14 protein-coding genes and 1 pseudogene are annotated in these 15,934 nt (G+C 47.6%); 9 read left to right on the forward strand and 6 right to left on the reverse strand.

The genetic code is table 11. From position 1 onward, the window contains the following. The first annotated feature begins 4 nt into the window (after nucleotides 1-4). From leuC to ACH0VJ_RS19440, 5 genes are read left to right on the forward strand one after another with little or no spacing between them, the layout of a single operon-like run. A complete protein-coding gene (gene leuC / locus ACH0VJ_RS19420; protein ID WP_001274861.1) occupies nucleotides 5-1,426 on the forward strand; it encodes a 3-isopropylmalate dehydratase large subunit in 1,422 nt (473 codons plus the stop codon). 1 nt (nucleotide 1,427) lies between these two features. Then, nucleotides 1,428-2,054 carry a 3-isopropylmalate dehydratase small subunit gene (gene leuD / locus ACH0VJ_RS19425; protein WP_000379343.1) on the forward strand — a complete coding sequence of 209 codons (627 nt, stop codon included), beginning with the start codon at nucleotides 1,428-1,430 and terminating at the stop codon, nucleotides 2,052-2,054. 14 nt (nucleotides 2,055-2,068) lie between these two features. Further along, a complete protein-coding gene (locus ACH0VJ_RS19430; protein WP_000780210.1) occupies nucleotides 2,069-2,947 on the forward strand; it encodes a fumarylacetoacetate hydrolase family protein in 879 nt (292 codons plus the stop codon). After that, nucleotides 2,947-3,861, forward strand: coding sequence for an alpha/beta fold hydrolase (locus ACH0VJ_RS19435; protein WP_000105593.1), 915 nt, complete (start codon nucleotides 2,947-2,949; stop codon nucleotides 3,859-3,861). Before ACH0VJ_RS19430 ends, ACH0VJ_RS19435 begins: the two co-directional genes overlap by 1 nt. 33 nt (nucleotides 3,862-3,894) lie before the next feature. Next, entirely contained in the window at nucleotides 3,895-4,860 is a 966-nt protein-coding gene (locus ACH0VJ_RS19440) for a LysR family transcriptional regulator (RefSeq protein WP_000859025.1), read from the forward strand. Here ACH0VJ_RS19440 and ACH0VJ_RS19445 read toward each other — a convergent pair. Then, the gene (locus tag ACH0VJ_RS19445) at nucleotides 4,805-5,077 is read right to left on the reverse strand and encodes a hypothetical protein (RefSeq protein ID WP_023193128.1); all 273 of its coding nucleotides are present in this window, start codon (nucleotides 5,075-5,077) and stop codon (nucleotides 4,805-4,807) included. The two genes, ACH0VJ_RS19440 and ACH0VJ_RS19445, sit on opposite strands and share 56 nt — an antisense overlap. Before the next feature lie 691 nt (nucleotides 5,078-5,768). Between ACH0VJ_RS19445 and ACH0VJ_RS19450 the strand changes: the two genes are divergently transcribed. Further along, a complete protein-coding gene (locus ACH0VJ_RS19450) occupies nucleotides 5,769-6,167 on the forward strand; it encodes a hypothetical protein (protein WP_000766845.1) in 399 nt (132 codons plus the stop codon). 46 nt (nucleotides 6,168-6,213) lie between these two features. Here ACH0VJ_RS19450 and stbE read toward each other — a convergent pair whose 3' ends face one another. The 5 genes from stbE to ACH0VJ_RS19475 form a co-directional block, all read right to left on the reverse strand. Next, on the reverse strand, nucleotides 6,214-6,972 hold the full coding sequence (gene stbE / locus ACH0VJ_RS19455; protein WP_001247017.1) for a fimbrial biogenesis chaperone StbE: 759 nt from the start codon (nucleotides 6,970-6,972) through the stop codon (nucleotides 6,214-6,216). After that, nucleotides 6,938-8,263, reverse strand: a complete 1,326-nt coding sequence (gene stbD / locus ACH0VJ_RS19460) for a fimbrial usher protein StbD (RefSeq protein ID WP_000899096.1) — start codon at nucleotides 8,261-8,263, stop codon at nucleotides 6,938-6,940. Before stbD ends, stbE begins: the two co-directional genes overlap by 35 nt. Nucleotides 8,264-8,267: 4 nt before the next feature. After that, nucleotides 8,268-10,829 carry a fimbrial outer membrane usher protein gene (locus ACH0VJ_RS19465; protein WP_000075314.1) on the reverse strand — a complete coding sequence of 854 codons (2,562 nt, stop codon included), beginning with the start codon at nucleotides 10,827-10,829 and terminating at the stop codon, nucleotides 8,268-8,270. Continuing rightward, nucleotides 10,813-11,574, reverse strand: a complete 762-nt coding sequence (stbB, locus tag ACH0VJ_RS19470; protein WP_000781493.1) for a fimbrial biogenesis chaperone StbB — start codon at nucleotides 11,572-11,574, stop codon at nucleotides 10,813-10,815. Before stbB ends, ACH0VJ_RS19465 begins: the two co-directional genes overlap by 17 nt. Nucleotides 11,575-11,635: 61 nt before the next feature. Next, nucleotides 11,636-12,172: a fimbrial protein gene (locus ACH0VJ_RS19475; protein WP_000062035.1), complete on the reverse strand. Its 537-nt coding sequence runs from the start codon at nucleotides 12,170-12,172 to the stop codon at nucleotides 11,636-11,638. A 663-nt stretch (nucleotides 12,173-12,835) separates the two neighbouring features. Here ACH0VJ_RS19475 and ACH0VJ_RS19480 point away from each other — a divergent pair. The 3 genes and pseudogenes from ACH0VJ_RS19480 (at nucleotide 12,836) to ACH0VJ_RS19490 (ending at nucleotide 15,919) form a co-directional block, all read left to right on the forward strand. Continuing rightward, nucleotides 12,836-13,570 (forward strand): hypothetical protein, encoded by a 735-nt coding sequence (locus tag ACH0VJ_RS19480; RefSeq protein WP_023193129.1) that lies wholly within the window; start codon nucleotides 12,836-12,838, stop codon nucleotides 13,568-13,570. Then, nucleotides 13,543-13,843: pseudogene (locus ACH0VJ_RS19485) on the forward strand (hypothetical protein). Before ACH0VJ_RS19480 ends, ACH0VJ_RS19485 begins: the two are co-directional and overlap by 28 nt. 501 nt (nucleotides 13,844-14,344) lie before the next feature. Next, the gene (locus ACH0VJ_RS19490) at nucleotides 14,345-15,919 is read left to right on the forward strand and encodes an EAL domain-containing protein (RefSeq protein WP_000868302.1); all 1,575 of its coding nucleotides are present in this window, start codon (nucleotides 14,345-14,347) and stop codon (nucleotides 15,917-15,919) included. The last annotated feature ends 15 nt before the right edge of the window (nucleotides 15,920-15,934 follow it).

Below are 15,934 nucleotides of genomic sequence, written 5' to 3' on the forward strand. Positions count from 1 at the left end.
ATATATGTCTGCTAAAACGCTGTATGAAAAATTAGTTGAGTCACATACCATTCGTGAACTTGATAACGAAGGACATGTTTTACTTTATATTGATCGTTCAATACTGAATGAATATACCAGCCCGCAGGCATTTAGCGGGTTAAGAGAACGCGGTCGCACCGTTCGGCACCCCGACACGTTTTTATTGAATATTGACCATGTTAATCCCACGCGGTCGCAACGGGATGTCTTAATGACCGATCCGGGAGGACAGCTACAGGTTGATTACTTTCGGGAAAATGCCGCTGACTTTGGCATCACATTATTTGATGTGCTGGATCCGCGTCAGGGGATTGAACACGTGGTTGCTCATGAACAAGGGCTAGTGATGCCTGGCATGGTGATCGCCGCCGGGGATAGTCACACGACAACCTATGGTGCATTTGGCGCGCTGGGCTTTGGTATCGGGACGTCGGAAATTGAACATCTGCTGGCCACGCAGACGCTGGTTTACCGCAAGCTCAAAACCATGCGCGTAAGTGTTCAGGGAGAGCTACCTTTCGCCTGTTCCGCAAAAGATATTGTTCTTGAATTGCTTGAACGTATTGGCGCTGATGGCGCGACCGGATATGCCATTGAATTTGTGGGTGAGGCCATCAGCGCGTTGAGCGTTGAAGGACGAATGACGCTCTGCAACATGGCGGTAGAAGCGGGGGCGCGTGGTGCCATTATTGCGCCGGATAAAAAGGTTTTTGACTATATCTACGGTAAACCGCAAATGCCTGTAGGTGAACTCTGGCAGCAGGCATTGCTGGAATGGTCACAGTTGAGCAGCGATGCTGATGCGGTATTTGATAAGACGGTGGCGATCAACTGCCATGATCTTGAGCCTAAAGTCACTTGGGGAATCAGTCCGGATCAAACAGGTTCCATCACCGGACGTGTTCCTTTCCCGGAACAGGAAACCAATCCGCTTAAGCGCCTGGCGCTTGAGAAGGCCCTTCATTACATGGGATTAACGGCTGGCATGTTGCTGAAAGATATTCGTATCTCTCACGCTTTTATTGGTTCATGCACAAATGGTCGCATTGAGGATTTGCGTGCCGTTGCGAAGGTGCTTGAAGGGCGCAAAATCGCCAGCCATGTTCGCGGGATCATTGTGCCTGGTTCAACAATGGTAAGACGCCAGGCGGAAGAAGAAGGACTGGCGAAAATCTTTATTGCTGCCGGTTTTGAATGGCGGCAGTCGGGTTGCTCAATGTGCCTTGCGATGAATGAAGATGTATTGTCGCCCGGCGATCGCTGTGCATCAGGTACGAACCGTAACTTCCCTGGACGACAGGGCGCTGGAGCAAGAACGCATTTGATGAGCCCGGCGATGGTTGCGGCGGCGGCGGTAGCGGGGCATCTGGTCGATGTTCGGTCATTACTTCAGGCAGGGGAATAAGATGGATACGTTTAAGCAAATCAGCGGGCGAATTGCGCCGATGCTGGAACCGAATATCGACACTGATGTGATTATGCCAAAACAGTTCCTGAAAGGGATCGATCGCCAGGGGCTGGATAAAGGGGTGTTTTTCGATCGTCGCTTTATGGCTGGCGGCCAACCAAATCCTGATTTTATTCTGAACATGCCGGGCTGGCAGAGCGCGACATTCCTGCTGGTTGGCCCCAATTTTGGCTGTGGATCGAGTCGTGAACACGCCGTATGGGGATTAAAACAACTGGGAGTACGGGGGCTGATAGGTAGCACATTTGCAGGCATTTTCGATGATAACTGCCAACGCAACGGGATCCTCACGGTCTCATTAGATGAACCTGCTTTGGCGCGCCTGGCGCAGCTTGCCGCGAGTGCTGATACCAATTCTATCACTGTTTCACTCGATCGCTGCGAAATTACGACGGCAGAGGAAACGATCTCCTTTGTGATCAGTGAACTCAAACGGGCGATGCTGGCCGCAGGCGAAGATGCGATAGCCTGGACATTGCAATACTTGCCGGAGATTGAAAATTTTGAGGTTGCGCATTATTCACGGCGGCCGTGGTTAAAACGCCCTGCATCCCCGCGCGGTTAAGGAAGAAGACTGCAATGAAACTGGTTCAATATCTTGTGAACGGTGGCAAACGCTATGGCATTATGCAGGAAACCGGAATAATTGATCTCTCGCAGCGGCTTGGCGACAAATATCCCACTTTGAAATCTCTCCTGTGCGCTAATGCGCTGACGGATGCGGCGTTATGGTGTGATGAGCCGGCGGATTATTACTACCAGGAAGTCACTTTTCTGCCGGTGATTGACGATCCGCAGAAGATCATCTGTGTCGGAATGAATTATGCCGATAAGCGTATTGAGTTTAATGAAACCAACCCGGCCCCAACCCTTTTTGTCCGCTTTGCGGATTCTCAGACCGGGCATAATGGCCTGCTGCTGAAGCCTGAAAATACCAATGAGTTCGACTACGAAGGTGAATTAGCCGTAGTGATTGGGCGGCGATGCTCCCGGGTCAGCGCTGAGGATGCTTTAGATTATGTCGCCGGATACAGCTGCTATATGGATGGTTCAGTGAGGGACTGGCAGCATAGCTGGTTTACGGCTGGAAAAAACTGGCCTTCGACAGGATCATTCGGTCCGTGTCTGGTGACCACAGACGACATTCCCGATCCCCAGATGCTACGTTTACTGACACGACTAAACGGGCGGGAGGTGCAGAACGAATCTACGGCAAATATGATCCATCCTATCGCTTCACTCATTGCTTATATAAGCACCTTTACTCTGCTTTCCCCTGGCGACACGATCCTCACAGGGTCGCCTGGTGGAGTGGGCAAAAAACGCGTTCCACCGCTGTTTTTACACGATGGTGATGTTATTGAAGTTGAGATTGAACATATTGGAACCCTGCGCAATGTCGTCCGGGATAGCCGTTATTTAACATCATCTGTTAGCTGGCATGACGGGAGAAAGTGATGAGTACACTGATTGAATGCGGCGCCTCTCCGTTTATTCCGGGGTTTGCGCTCAAGGATGTTCGTCTGGAAAATGGTCTGACGGTAAGAGTGGCTATCGGAGGCAGCGGTTCACCTTTGGTACTGCTACATGGGCATCCGCAGAATCATACAACATGGCGGAAAGTCGCACCGACATTGGCGCAAAATCATACAGTCATTTTGCCGGATTTGCGTGGCTATGGCGACAGCGATAAACCAACGAGCGATCCGGCGCACCGTACCTATTCAAAGCGCACCATGGCGCAGGATATCGTCATGTTAATGGATGCGCTCGGCTTTTCCCGTTTTGCCTTTGTAGGGCATGATCGTGGCGGACGCGTAGGACACAGGCTCGCGCTGGATTATCCGGATCGTGTGACCTGTTGTACTTTTATCGACATTGCTCCAACCGCGACGATGTACGCCTTGACCGATAAATCCTTTGCTACGCGTTACTTTTGGTGGTTTTTCCTGATTCAACCTTTCCCGTTACCCGAAACGATGATTGCGCACGATCCGGCATTTTTTCTGCGTAAGCATATTTCTGGCCAGCTAAAAATAGAGGGCGCGACCTCGCAGGAAGCATTCAATGAATACCTGCGCTGTTACCAGAACCCTGAGATGATCCACGCGATCTGTGAGGACTACCGGGCTGCTGCGACGATTGATTTGGACGATGATGCCGCAGATACGTCGGCGCGTATCCGGTGTCCGTTACAGTTGCTGTGGGGAGGGCTGGGAACGGTAGGGCAACTATATAATGTGGTTGGTACCTGGAAAGAAAAGGCGCTAAACGTTCAGGGGGAAGCATTGCCTTGCGGACACTCCCCGCAGGAAGAGTGTCCTGAGTACTTTATCCAGAAACTTCAGTCCTTTTTACATTCAGTGTTATAACTCGGTCATCCTTTGCAACTTCGCACTGATGCTATGAAAACGACACCTGTAGGAAAAAAACATCGCCAGCCCCTTGAGGGCTGGCCTTCTGTTGAAGATCTTTTCGTTTTTGTCACCGTTGCTCGCAACGGTGGATTTGCCCGGGCAGCGCTGGAGCTGGGGTTATCTCCCTCCTATATCAGCAAACGTATCGCTATCCTTGAAAAATGTCTCAACGCCCGGCTTTTTTTTCGAAATAACAGAGTGATGCGTCTCACACCGGAAGGCGAAAATGCGCTGGGTGGGGCTATGCAGGTCGTCAGTGAAATGGATGGTTTTGTAAGTCGTTTGGATAATCAACGTGGTGTGTTGGCTGGTAATATCACCATCAACTGCTCATTTGGTTTTGGGCATAAATATGTCGCAGAGGCGCTGTCGTCATTTATGATCACCTATCCTGATATTACGGTAAAACTCACGCTAACAGATCGTGAAGTGGATCTGGTGGAAGAGGGGATCGATATTGAAATTCGCGTTGGGGATGATATCAACGAATTGTATATCGCACGGCAGTTAGCCACTAATCGACGGATCCTGTGTGCTTCCCCTGAATACCTCGAACGCCACGGCAAGCCAGAGTCTGTTAGTGCGCTTGTGCAGCACGATTGCCTAATGATTCAGGAAAAAAACTCGGCATTTGGCAATTGGATATTAACGGACGGTAAGCAGCAGACACATTGCCGACTAAACGGTTTTCATTCTTCCAACAGCGGCAGTGTGGTGCTTATTTGGGCCCTGAAAGGCCATGGCATTACATTGCGGTCGGAATGGGATGTTGCGCAGTATATTGAACGAGGTGAGCTGGTTCGCGTGTTGCCTCAGTGGTATCAGGAAGCGAATATCTGGGCTGTATATACCCGGCGTTCATCAAGTTCTGATCGTATCAAAATCTGCATCGATTTCCTCACGGAGCATCTTGCACAATGCTTGCCAGGCGGTAAAGTACCGGGCGTACTGTGATCAGTCGGTGCCAACTGTCGTGGCGCCAGATGCTCTGACTTACGTTTACTGTTAGGTGTTCTTTTTGCCAGCACCCAGTAGCTTTTAGGGCGTTGCGTTGGTGGCGCGGTTTTGTTTCCGCTATCGTGGCGAAGTTATCTTTTATCCCACCACGCGGCCCAACCTCCACATAGATACCTCCATTATTACCGGATTTCTCACCTGGTTTTAACGTCATATTTTATCTCCTGATTTTTGGGTGACGATTATCGGAGGTTGAGAATTCTATTGGTATCGGCTGGATGGCATTGTAAGTATCACACACTCACTCCATAACAATCAGATTGATTGAGCGACTACTTTAGCTCAATAGATATGTGTTCATCTTAAGCGTATTATCGCAGGTTGGCAATTAAAATCCTTTTAAAAAACAATACCATCCATCAATTCAATATGCTGATTTTTCGAGGTTTTCTCAAATTTAGTTATGCTTATGTAATGCTACCTAACTGACTAAAAGTAATGCTCTTTTCACACAAAAGCCTTAACAGAGGAAACGCAATATTACGTGACTTAATGCCTCTGCTCATTCTCATTAGTTATACCAATGTAATGTTTTCTCACAGCAAAAGAGAAGTAGCTACCTGTGCAGCATTATAGGCGGAAAATCCATTGGGGGTATTACCAAAGATGAAATAGAAAATTAATATTATTAATTAAATGAATATGAAATAGGTATTGTTCCTGTTATCGTTACAACCTTTTCTGTCATAACAATCTTCTCATTTTCTTTCTCGCATACTTGCTGAGCATGGTATAAATGTCTATGAGGACGTCAGCTCGGAAAGCATTCGTTCTGCATGGTATGCCTTTCGCTATTCTCAGGGGCGTGAAATGAAAGTTTTCTTTGATGGAGTCTATATAACTATATGAAATTGATAATAATCCTCCTTCTCGCGCTATTCCCGTTATGTTCATCTGCCAGCAATCATTATGCCCTTGTTTTTGAAAATAACACGATACTGCTTGTTTTAAATCTTAAATGTTCTCCCTGTGATTTAAACTGCGCAAATATTCAATATCAGCTTTTCAATAAAGAGACGGAATCTGTTATTTCAGGGGTTGCTAAGCCTGTGACAACGGGCATCGAAAATAATTTTCGTGGTTATATGATGCGTAATAATAATACGTTCTACACATTAATTGAGTCAGATAATGAAAACGTATGGGATATGTCTGTTGAGGAGAAGGGAACTCAACAGAACAAAGATGCCGTGCAAAAAGTAAAATATCAGCTTAATACTATTTTTGACAATGGTACATGCTGAGTCTGACTTGTCTCAGGGATACGATCGCATCCCTGAATATTTCCCATCAAAACTCAGGAGTAAAATCACTCTCACTAATATATTTTTCCAGTATGGCGGTATATTGTCGCCAGTTCCCGGAGTCATTGATTACTGCATAATTTATCGATGCTCCCGGCGTTGGCGAGCGTGTTAGCGGCACATCACGTGCTGTTTTCGGCGCAACCATGATATCGCCGATACTTTTCTTGTTATCCATCGTTAACGTTAAACTCATATACCACGAGGTGGGGTTAACTATCCGTATAGTATTCTCTTTAGCAATAAAGCGTAATTTTTTCTCCTCCGCTTCCGTGGGCGCTTTTAGCCCAGTCGGGCGAATTAAAATTTTTAGCCTCAAACGAAGCGGTAACACCAGTTTTCGCGGGTGGTTTTTAATGTCCTGGGTGACTGGCGGTATCTGATAAATGTTTAGCCAGAAGAGACTCTCCCGGTCCGTTGCAAGCTGCTGGCGGGAACTCAGGAGCAGGCGAAGCGTTCTCAGTTCTCCTGGCTGCATTTTAAATACCGGCGGCAGCGCCACCAGCGGCGTTTTGCTGTTATCCGGAGAGGCGTCAATGTTTCCGGCGTCGGTCCATACCTGTAACAGCATCGGCGTTGTATTATCGTTGGATAATGTCAACGATTGAGCGACATCATCTGAAGCAAAAATAATTCGGGTTCTGTCAATATTAACGGCGGCTTGTGCCGGGCCATACCATCCCGTCAACCCAAGTAGCGTTAATATGGCTTTACTGAAAACTAACCACTGCCTGTAATTGCGCATTCACGCTTCCTGCCGTTACTGTTTGTCCGCCGATCGCCTCAAGCGAGGCAGTAAAATCACCGCTATAGGTTTCTACTGAACCGGATGAGACCCGTGTGGTTAAATCTTTATAGCCATACCAGCCTCGGGCGTTGCCAGTGCCTGTCTTGATCCGATCGGGTAACAGGTTAATCGGCGTACCGGCATCGTTATAGATGCGGATACCCACTCCGGAAGCTACGCCAGGTTCGCCATAATGGGTGTCCAGTAGCCACGACAGACCGCCTGCGGATGTGGTTAGCCCCAGGCGACGCGCCGCCGCCACGGCGGTGGGTTGATTAACGACAAACCCCATTGCGACATTAGCGGCGCTGGTGGACGGGAGGGCACTGGACACTGCGCCGGACTCACATTCTAGGCTGACGTGGAAAGGCGCCTGGCTATTGCCTCCGGCGGCTAATATGCCAACGGCGACAGGGGGAATTTTCACGATCGCAGGATAATCTTTGATTTTACATAACGCGCCGCGAACATAGGTGACGCTATTATATGTACTCCATGCCCCGGGCCAATAGCTGGGCCAGCCATAATAATCGCTGGCATGATCCAGTCCCGCTTTGATCCGCTCGGTAATCAAGCCTGGGCCTTTAAACGCGATATAACCCCGAGGCTGCGTCCAGGTATCTCGGTCCATTGGATTCTGGTAGGCAAAATATTTTCTTGAGTCAATTTTAAACATCTCATATAACACGTTGCTAAACGCGCTGGCAGGAATATAAATATATTTGTCATCCTGAAACCAACTGTCTGCGGTAAGTTGGCGTTCTTTCCAGAAACGGCTGTAATATTCGCCGGTACTGAGGTTTGTCATACGGACAGCAACATTACGCTCCACATCATAATAAGCGCCTTCTACTTCGGGAGTAAAAAATGCCCCCGCAAAAGCGCTATCGCCATTTGTCGAATACATCTCATAGAGCTTCCCGGCATCGGCGGAATCGCAGCGGTAAAGTACCTGTTTACTGGAATAGGGCGTGCCGGTGGCGGCCGTCAGGAAGTTACCGATCCCACTGGCCAATAGTGTGCCGGAGGGTTGAAAAGTTTCACTATTACTGACGCTAATCACCGTTGGCAAACCGATATTACCGGTATTCGTGTCAGTTGCGCCGATCCAGTTTTGCGCCGTGTAGCCCGCTTTTATCGCCGCGTCAGAGAGCGCGCTCTTATCGGTGACTTTGATACATGACGACCATGTTCCGGCGCTGACGAACAGGCTGGTGATAAACAATAGCGTTCGGAAACTAAAAAGCATTGTGCTATTCCTTCTCGCAGATTTTGTTCAGATAGAGAAACGGTTCTTTGGTGTGAAGATCGAGTTGGTAGGCAACCCGGCAACGCTGGTTTGCCCCTGTTCCCCAGCGCACCAGTAGAGAACCCGACGGATGGGCGATACGGGCATAAATCTGCCCACTCTGGCCGACCATGCCGATGTTTGTGCCTTCACCGTTGAAAACATCAGCGCCCATTGGCGGTATGCCGCCATCCGGCATCTTCACGGAGATCAGCACTGCTTTGCCGCTGATAGTGGCGAAATTGACACGCGCGATGGCGCCGGCATACGGCACAATCTGCTGACTTCCTCCCGTCAGTTCGGCATCGCTGCGCATCTTACGGGTGTCGAGCGTAACGTTATTGACGCGGTAAGGAGATAACGAAGGCAGAATGGCGTAACCAAAGCGATCAACCACAGCGCCCTGGCCATTTTGTACGATCGCGCCCTGCGCGCCATCGGCATGAATAAGCGCAAAGGTATCGCTGGTATAGGGGCCAGCCGTCAGACCGCCAGGGTGAAGTACCAGGGTGCCGGACGCGCCCAGCCCTTCCTGACGATAGTTATCACCCTGGTCATAGTTGGCGCGAAGTGCGCCAAACCGGGTGTTTTGTTGTAGATTACCGCCAAACGTCGTTGGCGCGCTGCTATCGCTATTACTATTGCGATAACGCTCGTAGCCGCCATAAACCGACCATGACAGGTCGCTGTTTTCACCGCTACTGCCGGTCATGGATACGGTTGAGGAACGACTTTGACTGGACTGGTTATAATTCATGGCGACAGACGTTCTGTTTTCGCCCCAATCCAGCGGTATAGAGACATTAAACGACATTGTGGTTTCGGTATATTTTTGTCGGCTACTCACGTCCAGTGGTTCGTTAACGCCGTGATAAAAGCGATCGTAATCCCAGGTGGTGCGCTGTCGTGCGATATTCACCCCGTAGCTTATATTCCGCCACTGGTTGCTATACCCCATTTGTAGCTGTGTTATACGCGATTGGTTATTGTAGTAGTCTGCGGTGCTGGCGCTGAGGTTAAGCGTGCCAAGCCGTCCTAACGGCTGGCTTACCGTCGCGGACAGGCGATTGCGCTGATGCAGCGTGTCGGAGTAGTAATCAATCCCCGTTTTTGCTTCCCGGTGTACGCCGAGCACGTCCTGAAGATCGCGAAAGCCGTTGGTTGAATAACGATAAGCCGCCAGCACCAGGTTAGTGCCGGTGGTAAACGTTTTGCTGTAACTGAGTTCCGCGCGCCAGCCTTGCTGGCGATCGTTATGCTCTGCGCGCGCATTCGACCAGGTGGCGTTAAGGCCGAACGCGCCCATACCGGTGGCCCAGACGCCGCCCGCCAGCCATGCCTGGTAACGCTGCGCAATTCGTGAACCGAGGTTGAGGGTAATGGTGTTATTAACGCCGTGCTGGAACGTTCCCTCAAAGAAACGATTTTCAATATCGTAGTACTGACGGACCCTGCCGAAGGCCAGCGAATAGTGCCAGTTACCGGGGCGAACCGAATCCGGCACGGAAGAATAAGGCACGGTGAAACGTGAGGTTTTACCGCTGGCCTCGATAACCTCTACCTCCAGATCGCCTTGATAACGGGTGTTGTACAGATCGTCAATATAAAATGGGCCCGGCGGAACGTTGGTTTCATAAATCACTTTCCCCAGTTGTTTTACTACCACGTGCGCGCTACTGGCCGCTACGCCCCGAACTTCCGGCGCATAACCGCGTTTGCCCTGCGGGCGCATCCGCTCGTCGGTGACAAGTTTAGCTCCGTTAAAAGACAGACTGCCGAATAAGCTGGAGTCCGTATAGCTATCGCCCAGCGACAGAATACTGTTAATAGACGCGACAGGTCTTTGCACCCAGGTTCGAACGCTATTATAGCGCCAGGCGCTTCTGCTCTGGTTGCTATTGGCATAGCGCAGATTACTTTGATGACGGACCTGCCAAAGTCCGAGGTTAACGCCCATGTTTAAACCGCTCCATAAGTATTGGTAGCGATAATGGCTGTCGGTATTTTCGGTGTGGGTCCAGTTTGTGTTATGGCGTAAAAACAGCGCCAGCGCGCCGCTATCCCACTCTGAAGGGGAGATATAACCGCGCGGTTTATGCGTAAGTTCGGTCATTGGAATCGTCAGCAACAGGCGAAGCGTGGCGCTATCAAATTGCCAACCGGCATGAGGCACCCACTCCCTGAGCGGGCGACACTCGGTCGCAGCGTCGGTCGCGGGGAGTGATTTTATCTGTGCTGCTTTCATCACCGATAAGGGCAGGCAGGGTTCAGCCTGTTGACCCTCTTTTACAGCATTAAATCGAATATTAGTGCTCGAGGCTACCAGCGTGCCATTAACGTAAACGTCGGCAAGATAGTCTCCGGAAGGCGTTTGCTGTTCATTAAAACGGGCAATATTTTGTCCGTAAGTGGCCCCCTGAAGTAGCGCAGGATCAAAATAATACTCTTCACCCTGCGCGGAGCCTGAGCAAACTATGGCGATCAATAGCGCAAGGCTTTTGCGGTTCAAATTAATGGTGGGAGACATCGTAGCTCTCGCTTATCCTTGCGCCCAGGTCGTTAACTAAAGTAACGGTGACTGTACCGGAGAAGGATTTGAGTGACCGTTTGCCCGGCAGCCACCAGGTTTGACTGGAGAAAGGGGCAATCATGTCAGCATCCAGGTTATACGAAGCGCCGTTCACTTTTACATTCAGGTTACTTAAAGAGGCAAACCAGGGCTGCGGATTAACAATAACAATACCGCTTTTTCCGGAACCCTTATTTACCGTTTTAATCTGTAGTTTTTTCGCCAGATTATCAGGTTTACCTAGCCCGTCAGGACGATAGAAAAGTTTTATTCTTGAGCGCAGCATCACCAACATTTTATTTTGCCCACTGTCGCTGCCAATATTCGTTGGTGGTACCTGTAATACGTTAAACCAGAATACTGACTCACGATCCTGCGGCAATTTTTTCGTGTTGTTATAAATTACGCGTACCACCTGGCCTGCTTTGGGTTGAATACGAAATACCGGCGGCGTGGCAATGAACGGCATCGCGCTGCTATTTTCCGGGCTGGTATTCATATCGCCATCGTCAAACCAGGTTTGTACGATATAAGGTATTGCATCATTATTTTTTAACTGCACATCTACGGAGGAGGCTGTTGATGGGTAAATTATTCGGCTACCCAAAATAGTAACGCTCGCCCACGATGCTGTGGCGGGTAGGGCCAGCAATAGAAAAACTATTAAGTAATATAATGCGGAATGTCGGGTATCCATTTTCATCTCAACAACTCCCTGGCGATTGAAAATGGTCTGGCGTTTCAACGCCAGACCGTAGCGACGATTATTTATACGAAACGGCGTATTGTAGGGTGGCAGCGACTGTCCCAGCCTCTGCTTTCCCGGTAGAGTAATACCGCGCGGTATAAGTCGCGCTCGCTTCAGAAGCATTTGGTTCCAGCTGTAGGTCGCCGTCGCCAGTAAAGCCGCCGGTCAGATTGATTGGCTCCCCTGAGGTGTCGAGTAATTGGACTTCAACATTTTTCGCGCTGCCAGTATTACCCAGGTTACCGTTACTGGTGACCTGATTACCGACAAAGACAGTGGAAATTTTTGTTGTTTTGTCCTGAGAGCCGGTACATCCGGACAGCCCAATATCAAACGTTATTGGCCCCGCGGTTTTCCCTTGTTCTGATAAATCTTTAGTACTTACTGTTGGTAATAACACGACGGGTTTAGCCTGATTACCATTAATCACGACAGAGCATGTTTCATCAGAGACTTCCCCTTGAAAGGTGATGGTGTTATCAGAAACAGCCATCGCGCTGCTGGAGACAAGAAGTGAGCCTGTGATCATTGCTAAATATTTTTTCATAGACATATGATAATGTTCCTGTATTAATCTTTACTTTTTCAGGACGAGTGCAATTCGCCCGAATGTTTCGTGCTTATGGAGGAGTGGTAAAAATAACGATCATTAACTCTATTTTTGGATGTGAGCTATACCCTCCTGACTATTGATAATGCGATATAAAACAAACAGACTTATTTCTCTTATCATGAAATAGAGCGATAAGCGCTTTCGTCCATACATCTCATTAGTACAACTGATAGTGTTATCATTTGATTGAGTGTAATCCGATAACAATTCTCTCCGCGTCTGAATAGATAGACTATGTTGCAATACAAACCTGCACATTTTTGCTATGTAAAATCCGTATCAGTTAAACCTCCCGATGGATAATACGATGGTGAGATTAAGGTAAATTTTCTGAAATGTGCTTCTGAAACAGTATAATTAGTCTTACTTTTTTCTTACTTTTGGCCTTTCAGAAGTTTCCTGAGTTTGCGTTAAGGTAAAGAAAAGTGTTCAGATTTACCTATAACTGTTTGATTTGTAATGTGCAGGTAATACTTGTGTCAATTATTGTTTACTATAAGTGAGACTTATAAGTTAAACTCAGGTTAATTAGGGGGCTGAATTCTTTTTTGAGCATGATAATATGTCGTCTGAATGATGGATGCAGTTACCTTTAGGATTGTCATGAATGAAACTATATTTTTACTTGATAAGCGTGTTGTATTTGATAGTACGAAGATGACCTTATCGCATGGTAATGAGATAATCAGAATATCAGAAGCTGAGACCCATCTGCTTCTTGCTTTTTGGCATGGTCTTTACAAAAAAGAAGATATTATTCATTTTGTTTGGGAAAATCGTGGAGGCTGCGTCTCAGAATCAAGTTACTATAAACTCATTAATCAAATGAGAAATGATTTTAGTAGCATCGGTCTACAGTCATCTGACATCGTAACTCGTCCTCGGGTGGGGGTGTCGCTGTCTGTTGCCATTGAACCTATAAAAAAAATCACCTCCCTAAAGGTGAGTGATGAAAACGTTAAAGGCACCCCGACTCGGGAGAACATATTTTACAAAATTAAACGTCACAGCGTATTTGTGGTATTAACAGGAGCCATTCTTCTGGCATTGCTCTATGGTGTATTTACTATATATAAAGCGCCTGTTCGTAACAGCCCTGATAGTTTTTTTACATACCTTGGTGAATATAACGATTATGCAATCTATAAAACAAAAGAGGATAAGGTCACATTAAGTGAAGTAGTTTTTGCTTTTAACTCTCTAAAAATTAAAATTTACCGGCAAAATGGACGCCATCTTTATTATATCAGGGAGCCAAATATGAATATTTTTCTGCAATGCTTAAATCCTGTTGAAATGGCGGTGCCAAAATGTATTACAGTAAAAGAACGTTACTGATTATATTTGTAATATTTATCGCCATTGTCGCAATCGGATCGGTAATAGCGCTTGAGTGGGTAAATCGTGACTCTTATAGAACCAATAATCTTATATGCACGACAAAATCAGAAGCGTATATTGAACCACGAAAATTGTACATGGATGGTGGACTTGTGCTGGATCTTAAATCCGGCAGGATTACCCTACACTACGATGTTACTACCGATACGAAAGAGAAACGGCTTTTTTTTCGTGATATCTGCATCAGCAAACTGCGCAGAACGGGTATGAAAACATTTACTTTTAAAGTCAATTCAGTTAAGACTTTTGAGTCTGATACTGCTGGCGATTTGTTTTCCTGGTTGAGACTGTTACAGCCTGGTACGATTAATGAGTTAAAGATGGTCAAAATTGGGAAAAATACCTACATGTTTTCGCTTAATCGACATTTGTATAATGTGTGTACCACCAGTAGTAACGTTGAGTTGTAGCCAATAATCCCTGTATTGATGGGAATTCGTTCCGTGATGGTTATGCCTCATCAGGCAGCGAACCTGGCATCTGGCTAACATATTGAATTTAGATATCTGCTATCGCTTATTTTAACGATAGTATCCTGCACCTGTTGGATATTGATATTTTCTTGTCTATTTTCGGCACAGGGAGTGCCATCTTGCTATCATTAAGAACGTATAATCTATCTCTCAATATTGCTTTTCTATATTAATGTTACTTTAGTTATCCTATAAAAGCGTACAGTGGCAAAAGGAAGGCCGGTAAGAGGGCAATGATTTGAAAGTAAGAAAGCTATTTCTGATGTTGTTTATTGCCGTTCCACTGATCGTAATGATATTGGTGGGGTTACTCGCGGGTATCTTCCAGCTAAAACGAGATATCGCCGTCAGCGCCAATACACTGCTGCGGTTTAGCGCGGATATATCTGCCGCCTCCTGGCAAGTCGCCAGAAAAGCCGCCAGACTGGCTGAGAGTTCTTGCACTGACACGCTGAAAGAACTGTCCAGAACGCGGGCCTTCACTCCTTATGTCCGTGACATTGGGTTTCTGGAAAATGGCGATATCACTTGCTCCTTTGTCACCGGAACCGAACGCTATCATTTTTCCCGGCTGGCAGGGCTTTCTTTACCTGCTTCTTATCCGGAACGGTGGTTGCGATCTATCGGTAGTATGGCCGAAGGACCCGATCGCCTTGTTGTGGTTTATGTGAAAAAAGTAGCAGCGAATAAAGCGGCCTTCGTCATTGTGGATTCGCAGTATGTCCAGGAGCTCATGGAGATATTGGCTGCAGAGAGAGCATCAGCCTTTAGCCTGACATTCGGCGCAGGGGAGGCGATTACCAGCGCTGCGACGTTGCGCGGTAAGGCGTTTTTAACGCAGCGGTTCACCTCAACCGATCACACTATCCAGCTGATGGTGCGAACCCCTTTCTCAACGTTATCGGCATACTGGTTACAAAACCTTTTTATTTTTATTCCGCTGTCATTATGTCTTTCTGTAGGGATGATGTTGTTCTACAGGCGCTGGTATTTAAAACGCTTATCTCTGGCCCGGGAGATTGCCAGGGGAATAACGCACAATGAATTTACGGTACATTATCAACCTGTTTTTAATGTTAAAGACGGTAGTTGCGGCGGCGTGGAGGCGCTAATGCGCTGGCCGCAACCGGATGGCCGTTTTATAACCCCGGATATTTTTATTACCGCCGCAGAAAATGAAGGCATGATTATTCCACTCTCTCGTCATCTGTTCGAACTGATTGCTCATGACGTGATAAACTGGACTGTATCGGATGATTTCTATATCAGCGTAAATATATCGCCTGCGCATCTTATGGATGACGGTTTTATACAAGATATAGAGGCGCTCAGGACTCGTTTGGGAACGATAACGCTTATGTTGGAGCTCACCGAACGTAGCCTGATTGTAGAACCTTCACAGGTCGCAGAAAAACTTTCAACGCTCCGTGAAAAAGGCGTGTTAATAGCGATTGATGATTTTGGGACCGGCTATTGCTCCCTCTCCTATCTCCAGCAATTACCTGTAGACTCTCTTAAAATAGACAGAACGTTTATCGATACCATTGATACCAGCAGCGATGATGTTCCTGTCCTGGATACTATCATTACGCTGAGTCAGCGACTGGGGCTCAATGTGGTTGCCGAAGGGGTCAGTACCCAGCACCAATTGCGTTACATCTTAAGCCACGGGGTAGGATTCGTTCAGGGATTTCTTTATGCCAGGCCGATGGAGGCTAATGACTTTATGAGCTGGCTTGGCAAGTCGGCCCAGAGGCAAAATGGTCTGCTCAAGGGGGAAAACGAATCTGCGAGTGGCCTGGTGGCTGAATAATACAGGAGCTCGCTA

This window comes from Salmonella sp. 2020_1459, from assembly GCF_043847915.1.
Taxonomy (GTDB): domain Bacteria; phylum Pseudomonadota; class Gammaproteobacteria; order Enterobacterales; family Enterobacteriaceae; genus Salmonella; species Salmonella enterica.

Coding starts and splice junctions, on each gene's coding strand:
- ACH0VJ_RS19445 (WP_023193128.1), bottom strand. CDS start 5,077: ATGACGTTAAAACCAGGTGAGAAATCCGGTAATAATGGAGGTATCTAT.
- stbD (WP_000899096.1), bottom strand. CDS start 8,263: ATGCTTTTTAGTTTCCGAACGCTATTGTTTATCACCAGCCTGTTCGTC.
- ACH0VJ_RS19480 (WP_023193129.1), top strand. CDS start 12,836: ATGAATGAAACTATATTTTTACTTGATAAGCGTGTTGTATTTGATAGT.
- ACH0VJ_RS19475 (WP_000062035.1), bottom strand. CDS start 12,172: ATGTCTATGAAAAAATATTTAGCAATGATCACAGGCTCACTTCTTGTC.
- ACH0VJ_RS19440 (WP_000859025.1), top strand. CDS start 3,895: ATGAAAACGACACCTGTAGGAAAAAAACATCGCCAGCCCCTTGAGGGC.
- leuD (WP_000379343.1), top strand. CDS start 1,428: ATGGATACGTTTAAGCAAATCAGCGGGCGAATTGCGCCGATGCTGGAA.
- ACH0VJ_RS19430 (WP_000780210.1), top strand. CDS start 2,069: ATGAAACTGGTTCAATATCTTGTGAACGGTGGCAAACGCTATGGCATT.
- stbE (WP_001247017.1), bottom strand. CDS start 6,972: ATGCGCAATTACAGGCAGTGGTTAGTTTTCAGTAAAGCCATATTAACG.
- ACH0VJ_RS19435 (WP_000105593.1), top strand. CDS start 2,947: ATGAGTACACTGATTGAATGCGGCGCCTCTCCGTTTATTCCGGGGTTT.
- leuC (WP_001274861.1), top strand. CDS start 5: ATGTCTGCTAAAACGCTGTATGAAAAATTAGTTGAGTCACATACCATT.
- stbB (WP_000781493.1), bottom strand. CDS start 11,574: ATGAAAATGGATACCCGACATTCCGCATTATATTACTTAATAGTTTTT.
- ACH0VJ_RS19465 (WP_000075314.1), bottom strand. CDS start 10,829: ATGTCTCCCACCATTAATTTGAACCGCAAAAGCCTTGCGCTATTGATC.
- ACH0VJ_RS19450 (WP_000766845.1), top strand. CDS start 5,769: ATGAAATTGATAATAATCCTCCTTCTCGCGCTATTCCCGTTATGTTCA.